The sequence below is a fragment of the Nonomuraea aurantiaca genome (assembly GCF_020215705.1).
GTDB classification, from domain to species: Bacteria; Actinomycetota; Actinomycetes; order Streptosporangiales; family Streptosporangiaceae; genus Nonomuraea; species Nonomuraea aurantiaca.
The window spans coordinates 146,536-162,342 of sequence record NZ_JAIWNB010000004.1; the positions used below are offsets into that span (position 1 = coordinate 146,536).

Consider the following 15,807-nt stretch of genomic DNA (forward strand, 5'->3'; position numbering starts at 1 on the left):
AGATCGGTCTAGAGAGGAACGCAGGATGGACGAGACTTCGAGGGGTGGGCCGGATGCCGTGGTGTTCGGCGCGACCGGCTTCATCGGCAGGTGGACGGTGCTGCGCCTGCTGGAACAAGGCCGCCCGGTCGCGGCCGTCATCCGCGACCCGGCGCGGGGCCGGACGGGCGGGGGCGAGTTGCGCGCCTGGCTGCACGGTCATGGCGCGGGTGCCGAGCGGCTGACGGTCGTGGCCGGTGATCTCACGGCCGGTCCGGGCCTGGGGCTGAGCGCGGCGGACGACGAGCGGCTCGCCGGGGTACGGGATGTCGTCAACGCCGCCGCCGTCTACCGCTTCGGGCTGCGGCGCGAGGAGGCCAGGACGGTCAACGTCGAGGGCGCACTCAACGTGCTGCGCTGGGCCGCGACCCGGACCGGCCTGCGCAGGCTGATCCACGTGTCGGGCTACCGGGTCGGGCTGGGCCCGGCAGAGCGGTATCCGCTCCCGGAGGCCGAGCTGGCGGAGCTCTACCGAGGCCAAGGGGCTTATGAAGGCTCCAAGTCCGAGGCGGACGCCGCCGTACGGGTCGTCGCGCAGCAGCTGGAGGTCCCGTTGACCGTGGTGAACCCGAGCACCGTGATCGGCCACTCGACCACAGGCGAGGCCGGCCAGTACATCGGCCTGTCCGAAGTGGTCCGCGACCTGTGGACCGGCCGCCTTCCGGCGCTGCCGGGAACCGCCCGTACGTTCGTGCCCGTGGAGACCGTGGATCATTTCGCGACGTTCATGGCCGCGATCCCCGAGCACGACCCGGAGCCCGGCGGCCTGCACTGGGTGCTCGACGCGAACACCCCGAACCTGCCCGACCTGGTACGGCTGCTCGCTGCCCACCTGGGTGTACGGGCGCCGAAAACCCTCGTGCCGGTGGCCTTGATCCGCCGCCTCCCGGCCGCGCTGACCGGAGCCAATCCCGAGACCCTGGCCTTCCTGACCGAGGACCGCTACGACACCGCCTCGGCCGAGCGGGTCGCAAAGGCGGCGGGGCTCCGGCAGCCTCCCGTCGAGACCGCGCTGCGCCGCTGGGCCGATCGGCTGGTGGCGGACAGGTTCGGGACGGCCCCGGCCGTGCTTCCCGGCGGCTTCCACGACGTCGGCGGATCCCGCACCTACGTCGCCGGGGACAGGACCTCGCCCGGCTTCGTGCTCCTGCACGGGCTCCCCCTCGACGGCGAGTCCTGGCAGGGAGTGCTCGGCGAACTGGACGGAGCACCCGCCCTCGTCGCCGACCTGCCGGGGCTCGGCCGCTCGGCCCCCACCTCGGCCACTCCGCTGGCCTGGCTCACCGATCTGCTGGCGCCCGTACGAACCCGGCCCGTGATCGTCGCCCACTCCGCGGCGGCCGCACCGGCGCTCCGCTTCGCCACCGCCCATCCCGATCGCCTCAGTGCGCTGGTGCTCGTCTCCCCCTATTTCCTCCAGGAGGCGGCCCCGCGACTGCTCCGCACACCGGCGCTCGCCACGCCACTCCTCAAGAGGATCTCCGCCGACCGTCTCGCGACCTCACTCCTCGGCGACGGCGTTCCCTCGGAGGAGGCCCGCCGGGCCGTCGCGAGCGCCGCCGCCCAGCTGCACCGGCCTGGCGTCGCCCACCGTACGGCCCGCCTGCTCCGGGACGCGAACCGCCCCGCCGAACGCGCCGCCCTCCAAGCCCTGCTCAGCGAGGCGGTCTCGGTCCACCTCGTTGCCGGGCAGTTGGATCCGCTGATCGCCGATCCCGGCCCGGCCACCGTCACGACCATCCCCGCCACCGGTCACCACCCGCACCTCACGCACCCCGCCGCCATCGCCTCGATCATGCGATGCGCCGCCGGGGCACCGGGCTGAGGTCACAAGGTCGCAGAGGCGTCTGGGCGAGGGGTCACAAGGTCGGCGCGCCGCTCCACACCGCGGGCTCATGGAGCATGATGATCGTCTGGGTGCCCTCCGCGTCCACGATGTCGAAGGCCCGGGGCGTGTCCGGTGCCACGGTGTCGGCGAGTATCGTCCGCGGCCGCTGGATGAGGTGAGCGAGCACCACCGGATACCGCCCGTCCCGCCCGCCCACCGCCACGGTGAAGATGTCGTCCTTGTCGTCGTACTCGAGATAGGCCAGAGGGAGCTTCTCGGCCTGCATGAGATCGCCGAACGTCCGGCTCAGCACCTCGACGGTCACGTCCGAGCCCTCGTACTGCCTTGACAGGTCGTCGAAGAACTGGCGCCATTTCTCGCGCGGCAGCTCGGGTCGCTCCTCGGTCATCTGACGGCTCCTTCCCATGCGCGATCCCCTCCATGCTGGCCGGACCGTACGCGCGCGCACATCACACGGTCGGGTAGGTCCTCCTTCAGCCATGGCGCCCACTGCCGGACAAGGCGCACCGGAAAGCCAAGTCCGTGCCGTGGCGGACATGACGGGTCGGTCATGTCGTTCGCACCGTTCTACCTGCGGAAATGATAAGTGTCGCCATATGACTAAAACGATCATCGGGGGCGCTCTGGCGGGCGCGGCGCTGCTTGCGGCGACCGCCTGCGGGGGCGACGCCCGTCAAATGAGCGAGCAGTTCGGCGCTTCTCCCACGCCGTACATCGCCGCCACCGGGTCGCCCATGAACCCGGACGGCTCCCCAGCCGACTCACAGAAGCGCACGGCGGTGAAGAAGCTGGAGGAGGTGGGGCAGGCCGCGATGAAGGCCGTGCCCGGCTCGACGCTCGTCTCGATGGAGACCGAGGAGAACGGCGGCCTCTGGGAGGTGCAGGTCGTCGACGACAAGGGCATCGAACACCAGATGGACGTCGAATCGGACACCGCCAAGGTGGTCAGCGGCCCACGGGCGGAGGACGACGAGAACACCGACGACAAGGCCCGCTACCTCGACCGCATCAAGTCCGCCAAGCTCGACTACACGCAGGCGGCGGCCAAGGTGCTCGCGGCCGTGCCGGGTGGCCGCATCACCGAGATCAACCTGGACAGCCACCGGGACAAGATCGTCTGGGAGGTGGACGTGGTTCCGTCCAACGGGTCCAAGCAGGACATGACGGTTGACGCCACCGACGGCGCGGTGACCAAGGACAGCCACTCGGACTGATCGGGGGCGCGAGCGCTGACCGCACCCCGACGGTCAGCGCACCCCCTCCGCCAGCCAGGCGTCCACCCCCGCCCGCAACTCCGCCTTGAGCTCCTCCCCGGCGAACGAGGCGTCGATCGAGGCCCGGGCGAACCCGGCCAGCTCCGCGTCGCCGTACCCGAAGACCTCCCGCGCCCGCGTGTACTCGCCGGCCAGGTCGGTCTCGCCGTCGGTGTTGAGCGTGACCGCCAGCCCCGCCGCGCTCAGCCGCCGCAGCGGGTGCTCGGCCAGGCTGGGTACGACGCCGAGCAGGACGTTCGACGTGGGACAGACCTCCAGCGGCACCCCGCGCTCCCGCACCTCGGCGACCACCGCCTCGTCCTCCAGGACGCGGACGCCGTGTCCGATCCGCTCGGCGTGCCCGATCGCGAGCGCTTCGCGGATGCTCTCCGGCCCGCCGAACTCCCCCGCGTGGTGCACCAGGCGCACCCCGGCGTCCCGGGCCGCGTCGAGCACCTCCGCGAACGGCGCCACCGGGTGGCTCTCGTCGCCCGCCAGCCCGATGCCGACGACCGCCTCGTAACGGGTGGCCAGCCGCAACGTCCGCCAGAGCCGGTCGACGGAGCGCCGCCGCGAGTGGTCGAGCAGCACCCGGCACTCGATCCCGTAGCGGCGCGATCCCTCGGCCAGCCCGTCCAGCACCGCCTCCAGCGGCATCTCCGGCGCCCCGAGCCGCTCGCCGTGCGCGGCCGCGGTGAAGGACACCTCCGCGTAGCGGGTGCCCTGGGCCGCCTCGTCCTCGCAGAACTCCAGCGCCACCCGACGGAAGTGCTCGGCCTTGAGCAGCCGCCCGCGCACCAGCGCCCGATGGTCGGCGAACTCCCGGAACGTGGCGAAGGGCCCGCCCCGCCCGGCCGGCCCGCCGAACTCGCGCGAGGTCTCGGAGCGTACCGTGCTCTCCAGGTGAACGTGCAGGTGGGCTTTGGGCAGCCGGCGTACGTCTCTCACTGTCAGCACCCTAGACAGGGAACCGGACAGACCGCATCTCGATTTGGATATTGACTGACTGGTCAGTCATAATGATCATATGTCCCCCAGGACGGTCGACAAGGCCGCACGACGCAAAGAGATCCTCACCGCGGCGGTGCGGGTGTTCGCCCGCAAGGGCTTCGCCGCCACCCGCATCGACGACATCGCCGCCGAGGCGGGCATCGCCAAGGGCAGCGTCTATCTCTACTACGACAGCAGGGACGCGCTGCTGGAAGCCGCCTTCGAAGGCTACCGGACCATGTCGGACGCCATCTTGGACCGGGCGGTCAACGGGCGCGGGCCCGCGCTGGAGCGGCTGGCCGAGATGGTACGCGAGGTGCTCGGCGTGCTGGTCGCGCGGCGCGAGCCCGCCCGGATCATGGTCGACCTGTGGGCGGCCTCCCGTGACGCGGCGGGATCGCCGGTGGACATGGCGGCCGTCTACGGCGACGCGCGGGCCGCGATCACCGAGCTCCTGCGCCAGGCCGGGAAGGAAGGCGTGCTGCGTGAGGGCCTGAGCGAGCACCACGCGACCGTCATCGTGGGGGCCATCGAGGGCTGCCTGCTGCAGTGCCTGGTGGATCCCGGGCTACCGGCGGCGGAGCTGGCCGAGCCGATCATCCAGATCTGCCTGGAGGGGCTGCGCCGACCGGCCGCTTGACAAGCCCGGAGGGCTGATAGAGCCTCCTTGCAGAGATCTCCGGTACACCAGCCACTTCGCCTCTCTCACAGGTGAGGAGACGATGCCGGAAGAACACGAGCCGATGCCCTCGCCCGCACAGCAACGGCTGTGGTTTCTCCAGCAGCTCGCGCCGGATTCGCCGCAGTACAACGTCTTCCGGGGCTACGAGCCGCGCGGGCCGCTGGACGTGGCGGCGCTGCGCCGGGCCCTCGGCGCGCTGGCCGACCGGCACGTCGCGTTACGCATGAGGTTCACCGCCGACGGTGGGGTGGCCCGCGCGGTGGTGAGCGGCACCCCCTTCGACGTCGAGCTGCCCTGCACCGATCTCGGCTCGGGGGGGCGGCGACCGACCTCGTGGGAGAACTCGTCTTGGCGAACGTGAGGACCTCGTCGGCCACCAGCAACGCCCCGTGCTCGGCGGCGAGCGCGGCCAGGGTCCGCAGGTAGCCGGGCGGGGGGACCAGCAGGCCGGCGTCACCCTGGACCGGCTCGACGACGACGGCCAGCAGGCACTCTCCGTGGCGGTCGAAGAACTCGCGCAACGGCTCCGGGACGCCGAACGGGATGTGCTCCACCGCCAGCCCGTACGGGCCGTCGGCGGCCGTCCCCGGGAGCCCGACGCGGAAGTGGCGCCGGTTGAGCAGCGGCGTGAGCGCGCCCGTCCATCCGTGCCACGCGCCCTGGAAGGCGAGCACGAGGTCGCGGCCGCCCCGATCCGGGTCGGGCCGCATCCGGCGGTGGTCGTATCTCGACTCCAGGACCAGCCGCAAGGCCAGCTCCATGCCCTCGGAGCCGGAGTTGCGGCCGGCCGCGTGGTAGTCGCCCGGCGGGAAGTGGTCGCACCACAGCCCGCCGGGGCCGAGCGTCGCGGCGAGGAGGCGGGTGCGTTCGGCGACCTCGATCTCGTCCGTCGCGTACCCGAGATCCGTCGCCGCGCGCGTCAACGCGCGCAGCACGGCCGGGTGCCCGGCCCCGAGGCAGGCGCTGGCGTAACCGCCGGAGGCGTCGATGACCTCGAACGGCTCCCCCGCGCCGCCGCGCTCGGCCAGCCGCAGCCGCACGCCCCTGCCGCCGAGCGAGACGAACGGAAGCCGGCCGCCGCCGTAGTGATCCAGATGCAGATCTCCGTCGAGGCCGTGGGACGGCGAGGCGGCGGTCAGGCCCGCGTGGCTCATGTCCCGCCGCCCTGCAGACGCCGGATGAGCGCGGCCAGGGCGGCGATGGTACGGAAGTTCTCGGGTACGAAGTCCTCGTCGGAGACGCGGACGTCGAAGATGTCCTCACATTGCACGCGGAGTTCGGTGAATCCCAGAGAATCGAGCCCATAGATGTCGCGCAGGCTCTCCTGGTCGCTGATTTCCTCGGCCGGCGTCTCGACGAACAATTCGGTCGCCAGAATCTTCTTTATCGTGCCCTCGATTTCCATTACACCTCCGGACAAAGCGTATGGTAAAGAGAACAGCACAGGACGTGGCAGCTTCGTCACGGAATAGCAGGTCGGCCGCGAACTCTCGGGGCCGTGGGCCGCCAACACCGCCCAGCATGAACCAACCGATGTTGTTCGTCAATTGCATCCGGCGTCACGGAGTTCACAGGAATTCCAGCGGGCGAAGCGGAAATGGGAATTACCCCGGCGAGCCGCCTTTCCGATCTACAGTGACGCATATGAACACGGGCACTGGACCGGGTGTGTTCACCGCCGACGGCTCACCGGTGGAGTTCTATGCCGCGATCGACGCCGCGGGCGAACCGGAGATCATTCAGCGGGGCGTGCCCGCGGGCGGGTCGATCCTCGAACTGGGCGCGGGGGCGGGCCGGGTGACGCACGCCCTCATCGCCCTCGGCTACGACGTGGTGGCCGTCGATGAGTCGGCCGAGATGCTGGCCAGGGTCGAGGGCGCGGAGCGGGTCCAGGCGCGGATCGAGGACCTCGCGCTCGGGCGCCGTTTCGACGCCGTGCTGCTGGCCTCGCTGCTCGTACACGTGCCGCCGGTCTCGACCAGGCGGCGCTTCCTCGACTGCTGCCGCCGCCACGTGCGCGACGACGGTGTGGTGGTGATCCAGTGGATTCCGCTGGACGTACGCGCCACCTGGTCAGTGGGGACGACCTTCGGGCGGTCCGGGTTCACCACCACGATCACCGAGTTCGCCCCGTCAGGGCGGGGCCTGGTGAACCTCACCCTGAGGTACGAGACGGACGGCCGCGTCTGGACCCAGTCGATCGTCGAGCGGCCGCTCAGCGACGACCAGCTCACCACGGCTCTGGCCGAGTCCGGGCTGGTCGTGGACCGCTTCCTGACCCCCGACCGGACGTGGCTGACCGCCCGTCCCAGCTGAGCCGCCCGCCCCCAGCTGAGCCGCACGTCCTAGCTGAGGTATTCGCGCAGTGCCAGAGCCCTCGACGGGTGGCGGAGCTTGGACATGGTCTTGGCCTCGATCTGCCGGATCCGCTCGCGCGTCACCCCGTAGATCCTGCCGATCTCGTCGAGGGTCATCGGCTTGCCGTCGTTCAGGCCGTACCGCATGGAGATGACGCCCGCCTCACGCTCGGACAGCTCGTCGAGCAGGGCCCGCAGTTGCTGCTGCAGCAGGGTGAACGAGACCGCGTCGGCCGGGGAGACGGCCTCGGTGTCCTCGATGAGGTCGCCGAACTCGCTGTCGCCCTCCTCACCGAGCGGCGTGTGCAGGGAGATCGGCTCGCGGCCGTAACCCTGCACCTCGGCGACCCGGTCTATGGGCAGCTCGGTCTCGACGGCGATCTCCTCGGGCGTGGGCTCGCGACCGAGCTCGCCGGACAGCCGCCGCTGCGCCCGCGCCACCTTGTTGATCATCTCGACCATGTGGACCGGGATGCGGATCGTCCGCGCCTGGTCGGCCATCGCCCGAGTGATGGCCTGCTTGATCCACCACGTGGCGTAGGTGGAGAACTTGAACCCGAGCCGGTAGTCGAACTTCTCGATCGTCCGGATCAGCCCCAGGTTGCCCTCCTGGATCAGGTCGAGGAAGAGCATGCCGCGGCCGGTGTAGCGCTTGGCGATCGACACCACCAGGCGCAGGTTGGCCTCCAGCATGCGCTCCTTGGCCCGCAGGCCGTCGCCGGCGATCCATTCGAGGTCGGCGCGGAGCTGACCGGGCAGATCGGGCTCCGTGCTGAGGCGCTCCGCGGCGAACAGTCCGGCCTCGATCCGCTTGGCGAGGTCGATCTCCTGCTCGGCGTTGAGCAGCGGCACCCGCCCGATCTCCTTGAGGTACGCCTTGACCGAGTCAGCGCCGACGACTGATGCGCCGTCGGCGATGTTTTCGTCTAGCTCGAGAACCTCTGCTGCTTGGGACAAGACACTCTCCTCGCTCGGGTCGTTCGACTGGCGAATATCGATCTCGGACCAAGAAGACCCTCGGGGGCGAGGAAGCGGGAGACGGGGCGGGTCGTCGCCGACCACGCTGTCCGGCTGCTCCTGATGCGGGGGTCCGGCTGGACGACCGCGGCCCGGGGGGCGAAGATGGCCATCATCTGTTACTTCCCGCGCGCGGGTGGTTCGGCACCTGTCCGTCGTAAGAGGTTCGCCGTGGCTGCGCGGGGCAGGGCGAGAGTGAACTCGCCGCCATAGTCGTTAAGGCGACGAGACGCGTGTCCGGCCTCGATCCCACCATCGTCATCCACGCTACCCGCTGCCCGGCCATGCTCGGCGCCCGCCCGGCGGCCGGTAAATGCCGCCGGTGAAGAGCGGGTCAGCGTGCGACGCGCTATTGCGGCAGGTTCCTTTCCGCGTTGAGCAGCTCGTCCAGCGCCCCGCGCAGATCGTCGGCCAGCTCCCACGCGTCGGGCACCATCTCCCGGTCGGTGACCACGCCGATGTCCAGCGAGCCGTCGTAGGAGAAGGCGGTGATGTTCACCCCGCCGCTCACGTTGGTGATCACCGAGACCGGGTAGTGGGTGAGCAGGCGGGCGCCGCACACGTACAGGGGGAACTGCGGGCCCGGCACGTTCGAGATGGCCACGTTGATGGGCGGCGCGGTCTGCCCGACCAGGCCGAACGCCGATCTGGACGCCAGCCCCATGAGGGCGGCGGGCATCGACTCGCTCAGCTCGCGCAGCCACCGCGCGGGCGCCAGCGAGAACCTGTCCTTGATCCGCTGCATGGCCAGCCGCACCTGCTGCAGCCGCGCCACGGGATCCTCGAGGTGGACGGCCAGCGGCGCCGTCATGAACGTCACCTGGTTGCCGCCCGTCCCCGCCTCCCGCAGCGAGAACGGCACCCCGGCGATCAGCGGCTGACGCGGGACGCCCCCGTGCGCGGCCAGCCACCGGCGCAGCGCGCCCGCGCACACGGCCATCACCACATCGTTGACCGTCACCCCGAACGCCTTGCGCACCTGCTTGATCTCCTCCAGCGGCAGCGAGACGAACGCGAAACGCCGGTGCTCGGAGACCGGCCCGCTGAACGGCGTCTTGGGCGCGGGCAGCGACGGCAGCTCCGGAGCCTGCCCGGAGCCGGCGACCCGGCGGGCCAGCCCCGACACCATCCGGCTGCCCGGCAGCGACGACACGACGGGGATCTCGTCCAGGTGCGGCATCGCCCGGGCGGCGAACCGCACCGCCTGCGCCGGATTGCCGGCCAACCTGGCGAGCCCGCGCAGGACCATCTCGGCCGCTCCCGGCGGCTCCGAGTCGCGCTCGGGCGCGACCGCGGGCGACGGCGCGGGTATGGGACCCACGTCGAGGAGCGCGGCCAGGACGTCGGCGCCGCCGATGCCGTCCACGGCCGCGTGGTGGATCTTGGTGTAGAGCCCCATGCGGCCGCCGGACAGGCCGTGGATCAGGTAGATCTCCCACAGCGGCCGGCGGCGGTCCAGGCGGCGGGCGTGCAGCCGGGACACCTGGTCGGCCAGCTGCCGGTCGTCGCCGGGCGGCGGCAGCCCGATCTCCCGTACGTGATAGTCGAGGTCGAGGTCGTCCTCCTGCACCCAGTAGGGGTGGTCCAGCCCGAGGGGCACGAAGGCGAGCTTGCGCCGCAACGCGGGCACGTACGGCAGGCGCCGTTCCAGCAGAGCCTGGAGGTCGGCGCGGTTGAGATCGCCGTCCAGGATGGCCAGGCCGGCGATGTTGGCGATGTTCGTCGCCGTCTCGAAATGGAGAAACTGGGCATCCAGGGCGGTCAGCTGCGGCATGGCTCACACCTCCGCCCTGAACAAATCAGACTCAGCCTATTACTTCAAGTGAGCAGGCCTCCGCGTCCGGCTCGGCGAAGGCCAGCAGGGCCATCGCCTCCTCCTCCAGCGCCTCGGGCAAGACCGGGGTGAAGGGTGTGAGAAGCAGTTTGGCCTGCTTGCCCGTGCGCCTGATCTGCCAGGTCCCGGCCACGAAGCCGTCGACCAGGTAGGTGGCGCGCACGCGCAGGTTCTTGGTGACGACCTCGCCGCGATGCTTCTCGGCCAGCACGCGGGTGCGGTCGGCGTGGCCGAGCATCAGGTTGTCGAAGTCGGGCAGGAACCTGACCGGCACCGGCACGTCCCCCTCCGGCCTGGGCGCCTCGGGCAGGTCGTACAGCTCCCGGCCGCGCTCGTCCACCAGCACCTCCAGCCGGTCGCGCATGCCGTTCAGCACGGCCTTGAGCCCGCTCAGCCCCGACCACGTCTGCATGTCGGCGGCGGTGGCCGGCCCGAACGCGGCCAGGTACCGCTCGACGAGCGTCCCCATGTCCGGCTCCGCGGCGAGCTGGATACCCGGCAGGGCGAAGGCGGATTCGCGCGGGAAGCTCCACCGGTCCTCGGTCGGCACCATGATCAACGGGACCATCATGCGCACCGCGTAGCCCAGTGCCCGGTCGTAGGCGCCCGGGAACTCCCTCTCCAGCCTCGGCCGCAGCTCGTTGAACGTGTGCGGTCCCTCGGCCAGCAACCGCTCCGCCGCCGCCGCGACGGCGGCGAAGTCGACCTCCGGGAAGCGCCGCGCCGCGGCGGCGAGCAGCGGCTGCAACAGGGGCCGGAACTCGGCGAAGTCCGCCGCCGTCACCAGATGCAGGGTGGCACGCATCATGGTGGCGCGCACGAGCGTCCGTGAGCGCAGCGCCGCGTGCAGGTCGCCGCGGGCGAACCCGTCGAGCCGGGTCCACAGTCCCAGGTACGGCGGGCGCGGCTCCTGCGCCTGCAGCCCGGCCAGGCGGTGCGCGACGGCGGCCACGCCGCCCTGGTGGCGGCGAAGAAGATGCTGCCGCGCCAGGGTGGCCCGGTTGAGCTCTCTCAGGGTGAGCATGAACACATCATGCCCTTTGTGACTAAATTTCCAGTTCAGTCGGTGCGCGCGACCTATCCCGCGCTGGACGACGGCTACGCCTACCTGGACGGCGCCGCGGGCACCCAGACCCCGCAATCGGTGATCGACGCCATCGTGGGCGCTTACCGTACGGGCATCGGCAACGCGGGCGGCGCCTTCGAGGCCAGCCACCGCACCGACGAGATCGTGGCGGCCTGCCGCGCGGCCGTGGCCGACCTGCTCGGCGGCCGGCCGGACGGCGTGATCCTCGGACCGAACATGACGACGCTGACCTATCACCTGGCCGGGGCGCTGGCCCAGAGCTGGGGTCCCGGCGACGAGGTGGTGGTCTCGCGGCTCGACCACGACGCCAACGTACGGCCCTGGATACAGCTCGCGACGCGGGCCGGGGCGACGGTCCGCTGGGCCGAGGTGGATCCGGCGACCGGGGAGCTGCCGGTGGAGCAGTACGCGAACCTGATCGGCGAGCGCACCCGGCTGGTGGCGGTGAGCGCCGCGAGCAACGTGCTGGGCACCCGCCCGGACGTGGCCGCGATCGCCGCGCTGGCGCACGCGGCGGGGGCGCTGACCTACGTGGACGGGGTGCACGCCACCGCGCACGGCCCGGTGGACATCGCGGAGCTGGGCGCCGACTTCTACGCCACCAGCGCCTACAAGTGGTCGGGCCCGCACATCGGCGCGGTCGTCGCCGATCCGGCGCTGCTGGAGACCATCCGGCCGGACAAGCTGGCCTCCTCGCCCGACACGGTGCCGGAGCGCTTCGAGAGGGGCACCTCCCCCTTCGCCGACCTGGCCGGCGTGACGGCCGCGGTGAACCACCTGGCCACCATGGTCCCCGGCACCGGAACGCGCAGGGAGCGGCTGCTCACCTCGCTGTCCGCGGCCGAGGCGTACGAGCAGGAGCTGTTCGGCGTGCTGATCGCGGGCCTGGAGGCAATGCCGCACGTGACGCTGTACGGCAAGCCCGCCAGGCGTACGGCCACCGCCTACTTCACTGTCGCCGGGCGTACTCCCCGCGAGGTCGCGGAGGCGCTGGCCGCGCGTCGCGTGAACGTGTGGAACGGTCACAACTACGCCTGGGAGCTGACCGGCGCGCTGGGCATCCGCGACTCCGGCGGCGCGGTGCGGGTCGGGCTGGTGCACTACAACGACCATTCGGACGTCGACCGCCTGCTGAAGGCCGTGACCCGCCTCGAGAACTGAGCGCGGGGCTAAGATCGCCGGGTGAGCCTGCCCGCCGTGCCGGGCCTGCCGACCACGCTCGTCGAGCCGGCCCGCGATCCCTATCATGTCTATCTCGACTCGCTGACCAGCCCCGAGTCGCGCCGTACGATGCGCGGCTGCCTCGACCGGCTGGCCCGCCTGCTCACCGGTGACGAGACGGCCAGCGGCGCGGGCCAGCCGTGGCATCTGCTGCGTTACGAGCACACGGTGCGCATTCGCACCCTGCTGACCGATCAGGGGTGGTCGGCGGCCTACGTCAACAAGCACCTGGTGGCGCTGCGCCGGGTGCTGAAAGAGGCGTGGCGGCTCGGGCAGAGCAGCGCGGAGGACTACGCGCGCGCCTCCGACCTGGCTCCGGTACGCCAGAGCCGCCTGCCCACCGGTCACCACGTGCCGCCCGAGGTCGTGGGGGCGGCCCTGTCGGCGTGCGACGACTCCCCTGCCGGGATCCGCGACGCGGCGCTGATCGCGGTGCTCTACTCCACCGGCTGCCGCCGCGCCGAGATCGGCGGGCTGTCGTTGTCGGACTACGACCCGGGCGCCCGCTCGCTCCGGGTCCGCGGCAAGCGCGACAAGGAGCGGATGGTCTACCTGACGACCGACGCGATCGGGCTGGTCGAGCGGTGGCTGGCGGTGCGGGGCGACGAGGCGGGCGCGTTGTTCAGCCCGATCAGCAGGATGGGCCGCGTACGGCTGCGCGAGGGCCGCCCCGTCGGGCTGACCGGGCAGGGCATCGCCGACATCCTGGCCAGGCGGCTGGGCGAGGCGGGGGCGTCCCGGCGTACGGCGCACGACTTCCGCCGCACCTTCATCGGTGAGCTGCTGGACGCGGGCGTCGACCTGGCCACCGCCCAGGCGCTGGTCGGCCACTCGTCACCGGCCACCACGGCCCGCTATGACCGCCGCCCGGAGAAGACCCGCCGCGAGGCCGTCGACCGGCTCCGCCTGCCCGCCGCGCGGCCGCTCCGCTGAGCCTTCGTGGTGGCGCGTCTTCCGCTGTCCCTGCCTGCCGTCCGATGACCGGGCGGCAGGCAGGGGACGGCGGGGTCAGGCGTTCATGTTGGACACCACGATGAAGCCGATGACCATGCCGAGGATCATCGTCACACCCGAGGTGATCGCGGCCCACTTGCCCAGCGTCTCGCCGCGCGTGTGGCCCGCGATGCCCAGCCCGATCCCGGCCAGGCCGAACAGAATGGGAATGAAGAGCAGGGATATCGCCGCGCAGACGAACGCGATGATCGACAGCAACTGCCCGGCCGGCTTCTGACCGGATTGCGCGTACGGCGCCTGTTCGTAGGGAGGTGGAAGCGGAGGCCCGGGGGGCGGCTGCTGCGACGCCCACTGGGCCTCACGGCGGGACGGATCGTCGCCGGGGGGCGGATCCTGGGGGGAGGTCACGATCTGGGCTCCTCTCGAGAACACAACCAAGTCGGCGGCCCGTTCCTGACGTGAGGACATCACACACCGAAGCCGGTCGTCCTGTCGAGCGGATCAGGCTACGACATCTGGTGACTCAGGCGATTTCGGCGGCTGCAAAGACATCAAGAGGTAGCGGCCGGGAGTGCACCACGTCCAGCCGGGAGACCGCGCGGGTGAGCGCGACGTACAGGCGGTTGAGGCCGCGTGCCTCAGCCTCGACGATGGCGGCGGGCTCGGCCAGCACGACGTGGTCGTACTCCAGGCCCTTGGCCATCGAGGCGGGCACCACGCTCAGCCGCTCGCCGATGTCGAGGCCGCCGTTCCAGAGGGCGTCGGTGAGCGGGCCGGCGGCGGCGTCGGCCGCGATCACGCCGATCGACCCCTCGAAGGTCAGCGCCTCACGTGCGGCCGCGACGACCCCCTTCTCCAGCTCGGTCACCTGGGTGAGGAGCAGCCTGCCGTCGGTGCGGTACGACGTGGTGGCGGGCACGTCCACGTCGAGCGCCGCCAGCAGCCGGTTGGCCGGGCCGACCACCACCGCAGGCACCCGGAACCCGGTCGTCAGCGCGACGATCCCGGCCTCCGGTTTGCCGAGCAGTTCCAGGTGTCGCGGCCAGGACGCGGCCGCCCATGGCGTGGTGCCCTGGGCCAGGTCGCCGAGCACGGTGATCGAGCCGTGCTCGCTGCGCCTGGCCACCGCCCTGCACTGCATCGGCGACAGGTCCTGCGCCTCGTCCACGATGACGTGGCCGTAGCCGCGCGGCCGTTCCAGCAGCCCGGCGATCTCGTCGAGCAGCACCAGGTCGGCCTCGGACCACTTGGCGCTCTTGTAGCCGCGCGGCGGCCGGGCCCAGGTGATGGCCGTCCGCTCGTCGGCCGTCAGGATGGGGGCGGCCGGACTCGGGTCGCTCAGCAGAGCGCACAGGAGCTCCTCAGGGCGTACGGCCGGCCAGATCTCGTCCAGGAACGGCGTGAGCGCCTTGCCGATCTTGCGCGTCCAGACGGCGTTGCCCGTGTGGCCGCGCAGCTCGGCCTGGCGCCGCATCAGCTCGGTGATCCTCGCGCGCACCCGTTCACGCCCGATCGCGTACGGCATGGCCTCGCGCCGCGTGTCGTCGACGATGCGGCGCAGCTCGTCCTCACCGACCCGCCACCGGTAGGAGCCGTCGGCGACGGAGACGGGCTCGACCGGCTTGCCGATGCGCCCGTACAGGGCCTTGCGCAGGACCTCGGCCATCCGCGCGTCATGCTTGACCAGCGCGGCGGCCGGGCTGTCCGTGGCCGTGACCGCGACCCTGCCCAGCAGCCGCTCCAGCGTGGTCTGCTCGACGTCGACCTCGCCCAGCGCGGGCAGCACCGCCGAGATGTATCCGAGGAAGGCCCGGTTCGGCCCCAGCACCAGCACCCCCGAGCGCTCCAGCCGCTGCCGGTGCGCGTACAGCAGGAACGCCGCCCTGTGCAGGCCGACGGCCGTCTTGCCGGTGCCGGGCGCGCCCTGCACGCAGATCGACTCCTCCAGCCCGGCACGGACCAGGTCGTCCTGCTCGGGCTGGATGGTGGCGACGATGTCGCGCATGGGGCCGACGCGGGGCCGTTCGATCTCGGCGGCCAGGATCCGGCTCTCGGTCTCCTGGCCCTGGGCGAGCCGTTCGTCCTCGAACGAGGTCAGCGTGGTGCCGGCCCAGCCGAATCGGCGGCGTACCTCGACGCCCAGCGGGTCACGGGCGCTGGCCCGGTAGAAGGCCCGCGAGACGGGCGCCCGCCAGTCGATGACGACCGGCGGGCCACCGTGCTCGCCGGTGATGTGCCGCCTGCCGATGTGGTAGCTGCGCCCCCGGTGTTCGGCGGAGTCGCCGCCGAAGTCGAGCCGTCCGAAGAACGGCGGGCCCTCCGGCTCCTCACTCAGCTCCTTGGCCAGGCTCTTGAGGTGGCGGCCGAGCCGTTCGGCGCTGTAGCGGTCGCCCGCCACGCTCTCGCCGACGATCACGTTGTCCCGTGCCGCGTCGAGCATCCTGCGCAGCCCGGCTCCGCACTGTTCGACGTACCGTCTCTCCTCGTCGAGCGTGGCCATCCCCGCCTCCAGCGTTAACTCGGT

Annotated in this window: 14 protein-coding genes and 2 pseudogenes; 7 read left to right on the forward strand and 9 right to left on the reverse strand. The window is 71.5% G+C overall.

The features are described 5' to 3' along the window. Positions 1 to 25: 25 nt before the first annotated feature. Positions 26 to 1,864, forward strand: a complete 1,839-nt coding sequence (locus LDL49_RS12505) for an alpha/beta fold hydrolase (RefSeq protein WP_225291164.1) — start codon at positions 26 to 28, stop codon at positions 1,862 to 1,864. A 34-nt stretch (positions 1,865 to 1,898) separates the two neighbouring features. On the opposite strand, the gene LDL49_RS12510 is transcribed toward LDL49_RS12505, so the two are convergent. After that, positions 1,899 to 2,276, reverse strand: a complete 378-nt coding sequence (locus LDL49_RS12510) for a DUF5335 family protein (RefSeq protein ID WP_225291165.1) — start codon at positions 2,274 to 2,276, stop codon at positions 1,899 to 1,901. 208 nt (positions 2,277 to 2,484) lie between these two features. Here LDL49_RS12510 and LDL49_RS12515 point away from each other — a divergent pair, with 208 nt between their 5' ends. Then, on the forward strand, positions 2,485 to 3,102 hold the full coding sequence (locus LDL49_RS12515; RefSeq protein WP_225291166.1) for a PepSY domain-containing protein: 618 nt from the start codon (positions 2,485 to 2,487) through the stop codon (positions 3,100 to 3,102). A 33-nt stretch (positions 3,103 to 3,135) separates the two neighbouring features. On the opposite strand, the gene add is transcribed toward LDL49_RS12515, so the two are convergent. Further along, the gene (gene add, locus LDL49_RS12520; RefSeq protein WP_225291167.1) at positions 3,136 to 4,089 is read right to left on the reverse strand and encodes an adenosine deaminase; all 954 of its coding nucleotides are present in this window, start codon (positions 4,087 to 4,089) and stop codon (positions 3,136 to 3,138) included. Between the two features lie 79 nt (positions 4,090 to 4,168). Here add and LDL49_RS12525 point away from each other — a divergent pair, with 79 nt between their 5' ends. Both LDL49_RS12525 and LDL49_RS59150 read left to right on the forward strand, forming a co-directional pair. Next, positions 4,169 to 4,771 (forward strand): TetR/AcrR family transcriptional regulator, encoded by a 603-nt coding sequence (locus LDL49_RS12525; RefSeq protein ID WP_225291168.1) that lies wholly within the window; start codon positions 4,169 to 4,171, stop codon positions 4,769 to 4,771. Between the two features lie 103 nt (positions 4,772 to 4,874). Continuing rightward, positions 4,875 to 5,018: pseudogene (locus tag LDL49_RS59150) on the forward strand (hypothetical protein); the annotation flags it as partial. Between the two features lie 25 nt (positions 5,019 to 5,043). On the opposite strand, the gene LDL49_RS12535 reads toward LDL49_RS59150, so the two are convergent. Next, positions 5,044 to 5,967 (reverse strand): aminotransferase class III-fold pyridoxal phosphate-dependent enzyme, encoded by a 924-nt coding sequence (locus LDL49_RS12535; RefSeq protein WP_225291169.1) that lies wholly within the window; start codon positions 5,965 to 5,967, stop codon positions 5,044 to 5,046. Beyond that, positions 5,964 to 6,218 (reverse strand): cispentacin biosynthesis acyl carrier protein AmcB, encoded by a 255-nt coding sequence (gene amcB / locus LDL49_RS12540; RefSeq protein ID WP_225291170.1) that lies wholly within the window; start codon positions 6,216 to 6,218, stop codon positions 5,964 to 5,966. The genes LDL49_RS12535 and amcB overlap by 4 nt, the downstream gene beginning before the upstream one ends. A 239-nt stretch (positions 6,219 to 6,457) precedes the next feature. Here amcB and LDL49_RS12545 point away from each other — a divergent pair, with 239 nt between their 5' ends. Continuing rightward, positions 6,458 to 7,129, forward strand: coding sequence for a class I SAM-dependent methyltransferase (locus LDL49_RS12545; RefSeq protein WP_225291171.1), 672 nt, complete (start codon positions 6,458 to 6,460; stop codon positions 7,127 to 7,129). 29 nt (positions 7,130 to 7,158) lie between these two features. Here the strand turns inward: LDL49_RS12545 and LDL49_RS12550 are convergent. From LDL49_RS12550 to LDL49_RS12560, 3 genes and pseudogenes are all read right to left on the reverse strand, one after another. Then, positions 7,159 to 8,109 (reverse strand): annotated as a pseudogene (locus LDL49_RS12550) (RNA polymerase sigma factor); the annotation flags it as partial. A gap of 427 nt (positions 8,110 to 8,536) precedes the next feature. Continuing rightward, positions 8,537 to 9,961 (reverse strand): WS/DGAT/MGAT family O-acyltransferase, encoded by a 1,425-nt coding sequence (locus tag LDL49_RS12555; RefSeq protein WP_225291172.1) that lies wholly within the window; start codon positions 9,959 to 9,961, stop codon positions 8,537 to 8,539. 31 nt (positions 9,962 to 9,992) lie between these two features. After that, the gene (locus LDL49_RS12560; RefSeq protein WP_225291173.1) at positions 9,993 to 11,045 is read right to left on the reverse strand and encodes a winged helix DNA-binding domain-containing protein; all 1,053 of its coding nucleotides are present in this window, start codon (positions 11,043 to 11,045) and stop codon (positions 9,993 to 9,995) included. A gap of 18 nt (positions 11,046 to 11,063) precedes the next feature. Here LDL49_RS12560 and LDL49_RS12565 point away from each other — a divergent pair, with 18 nt between their 5' ends. After that, complete coding sequence (locus LDL49_RS12565) at positions 11,064 to 12,269, forward strand: cysteine desulfurase-like protein (protein WP_225291174.1); 1,206 nt, start codon at positions 11,064 to 11,066, stop codon at positions 12,267 to 12,269. 21 nt (positions 12,270 to 12,290) lie between these two features. Next, the gene (locus LDL49_RS12570) at positions 12,291 to 13,262 is read left to right on the forward strand and encodes a tyrosine-type recombinase/integrase (RefSeq protein ID WP_225291175.1); all 972 of its coding nucleotides are present in this window, start codon (positions 12,291 to 12,293) and stop codon (positions 13,260 to 13,262) included. 75 nt (positions 13,263 to 13,337) lie between these two features. On the opposite strand, the gene LDL49_RS12575 is transcribed toward LDL49_RS12570, so the two are convergent. Beyond that, positions 13,338 to 13,691 carry a hypothetical protein gene (locus LDL49_RS12575; RefSeq protein ID WP_225291176.1) on the reverse strand — a complete coding sequence of 118 codons (354 nt, stop codon included), beginning with the start codon at positions 13,689 to 13,691 and terminating at the stop codon, positions 13,338 to 13,340. 115 nt (positions 13,692 to 13,806) lie between these two features. Continuing rightward, positions 13,807 to 15,783 (reverse strand): HelD family protein, encoded by a 1,977-nt coding sequence (locus tag LDL49_RS12580; RefSeq protein ID WP_225291177.1) that lies wholly within the window; start codon positions 15,781 to 15,783, stop codon positions 13,807 to 13,809. Between the last annotated feature and the right edge of the window lie 24 nt (positions 15,784 to 15,807).

Excerpts from the sequence above, each read along its gene's own strand:
- LDL49_RS12510 (WP_225291165.1), bottom strand. The coding sequence starts at position 2,276 with ATGACCGAGGAGCGACCCGAGCTGCCGCGCGAGAAATGGCGCCAGTTC.
- LDL49_RS12525 (WP_225291168.1), top strand. The coding sequence starts at position 4,169 with ATGTCCCCCAGGACGGTCGACAAGGCCGCACGACGCAAAGAGATCCTC.
- LDL49_RS12535 (WP_225291169.1), bottom strand. The coding sequence starts at position 5,967 with ATGAGCCACGCGGGCCTGACCGCCGCCTCGCCGTCCCACGGCCTCGAC.
- LDL49_RS12580 (WP_225291177.1), bottom strand. The coding sequence starts at position 15,783 with ATGGCCACGCTCGACGAGGAGAGACGGTACGTCGAACAGTGCGGAGCC.
- LDL49_RS12545 (WP_225291171.1), top strand. The coding sequence starts at position 6,458 with ATGAACACGGGCACTGGACCGGGTGTGTTCACCGCCGACGGCTCACCG.
- LDL49_RS12515 (WP_225291166.1), top strand. The coding sequence starts at position 2,485 with ATGACTAAAACGATCATCGGGGGCGCTCTGGCGGGCGCGGCGCTGCTT.
- LDL49_RS12555 (WP_225291172.1), bottom strand. The coding sequence starts at position 9,961 with ATGCCGCAGCTGACCGCCCTGGATGCCCAGTTTCTCCATTTCGAGACG.
- LDL49_RS12560 (WP_225291173.1), bottom strand. The coding sequence starts at position 11,045 with ATGCTCACCCTGAGAGAGCTCAACCGGGCCACCCTGGCGCGGCAGCAT.
- LDL49_RS12505 (WP_225291164.1), top strand. The coding sequence starts at position 26 with ATGGACGAGACTTCGAGGGGTGGGCCGGATGCCGTGGTGTTCGGCGCG.
- amcB (WP_225291170.1), bottom strand. The coding sequence starts at position 6,218 with ATGGAAATCGAGGGCACGATAAAGAAGATTCTGGCGACCGAATTGTTC.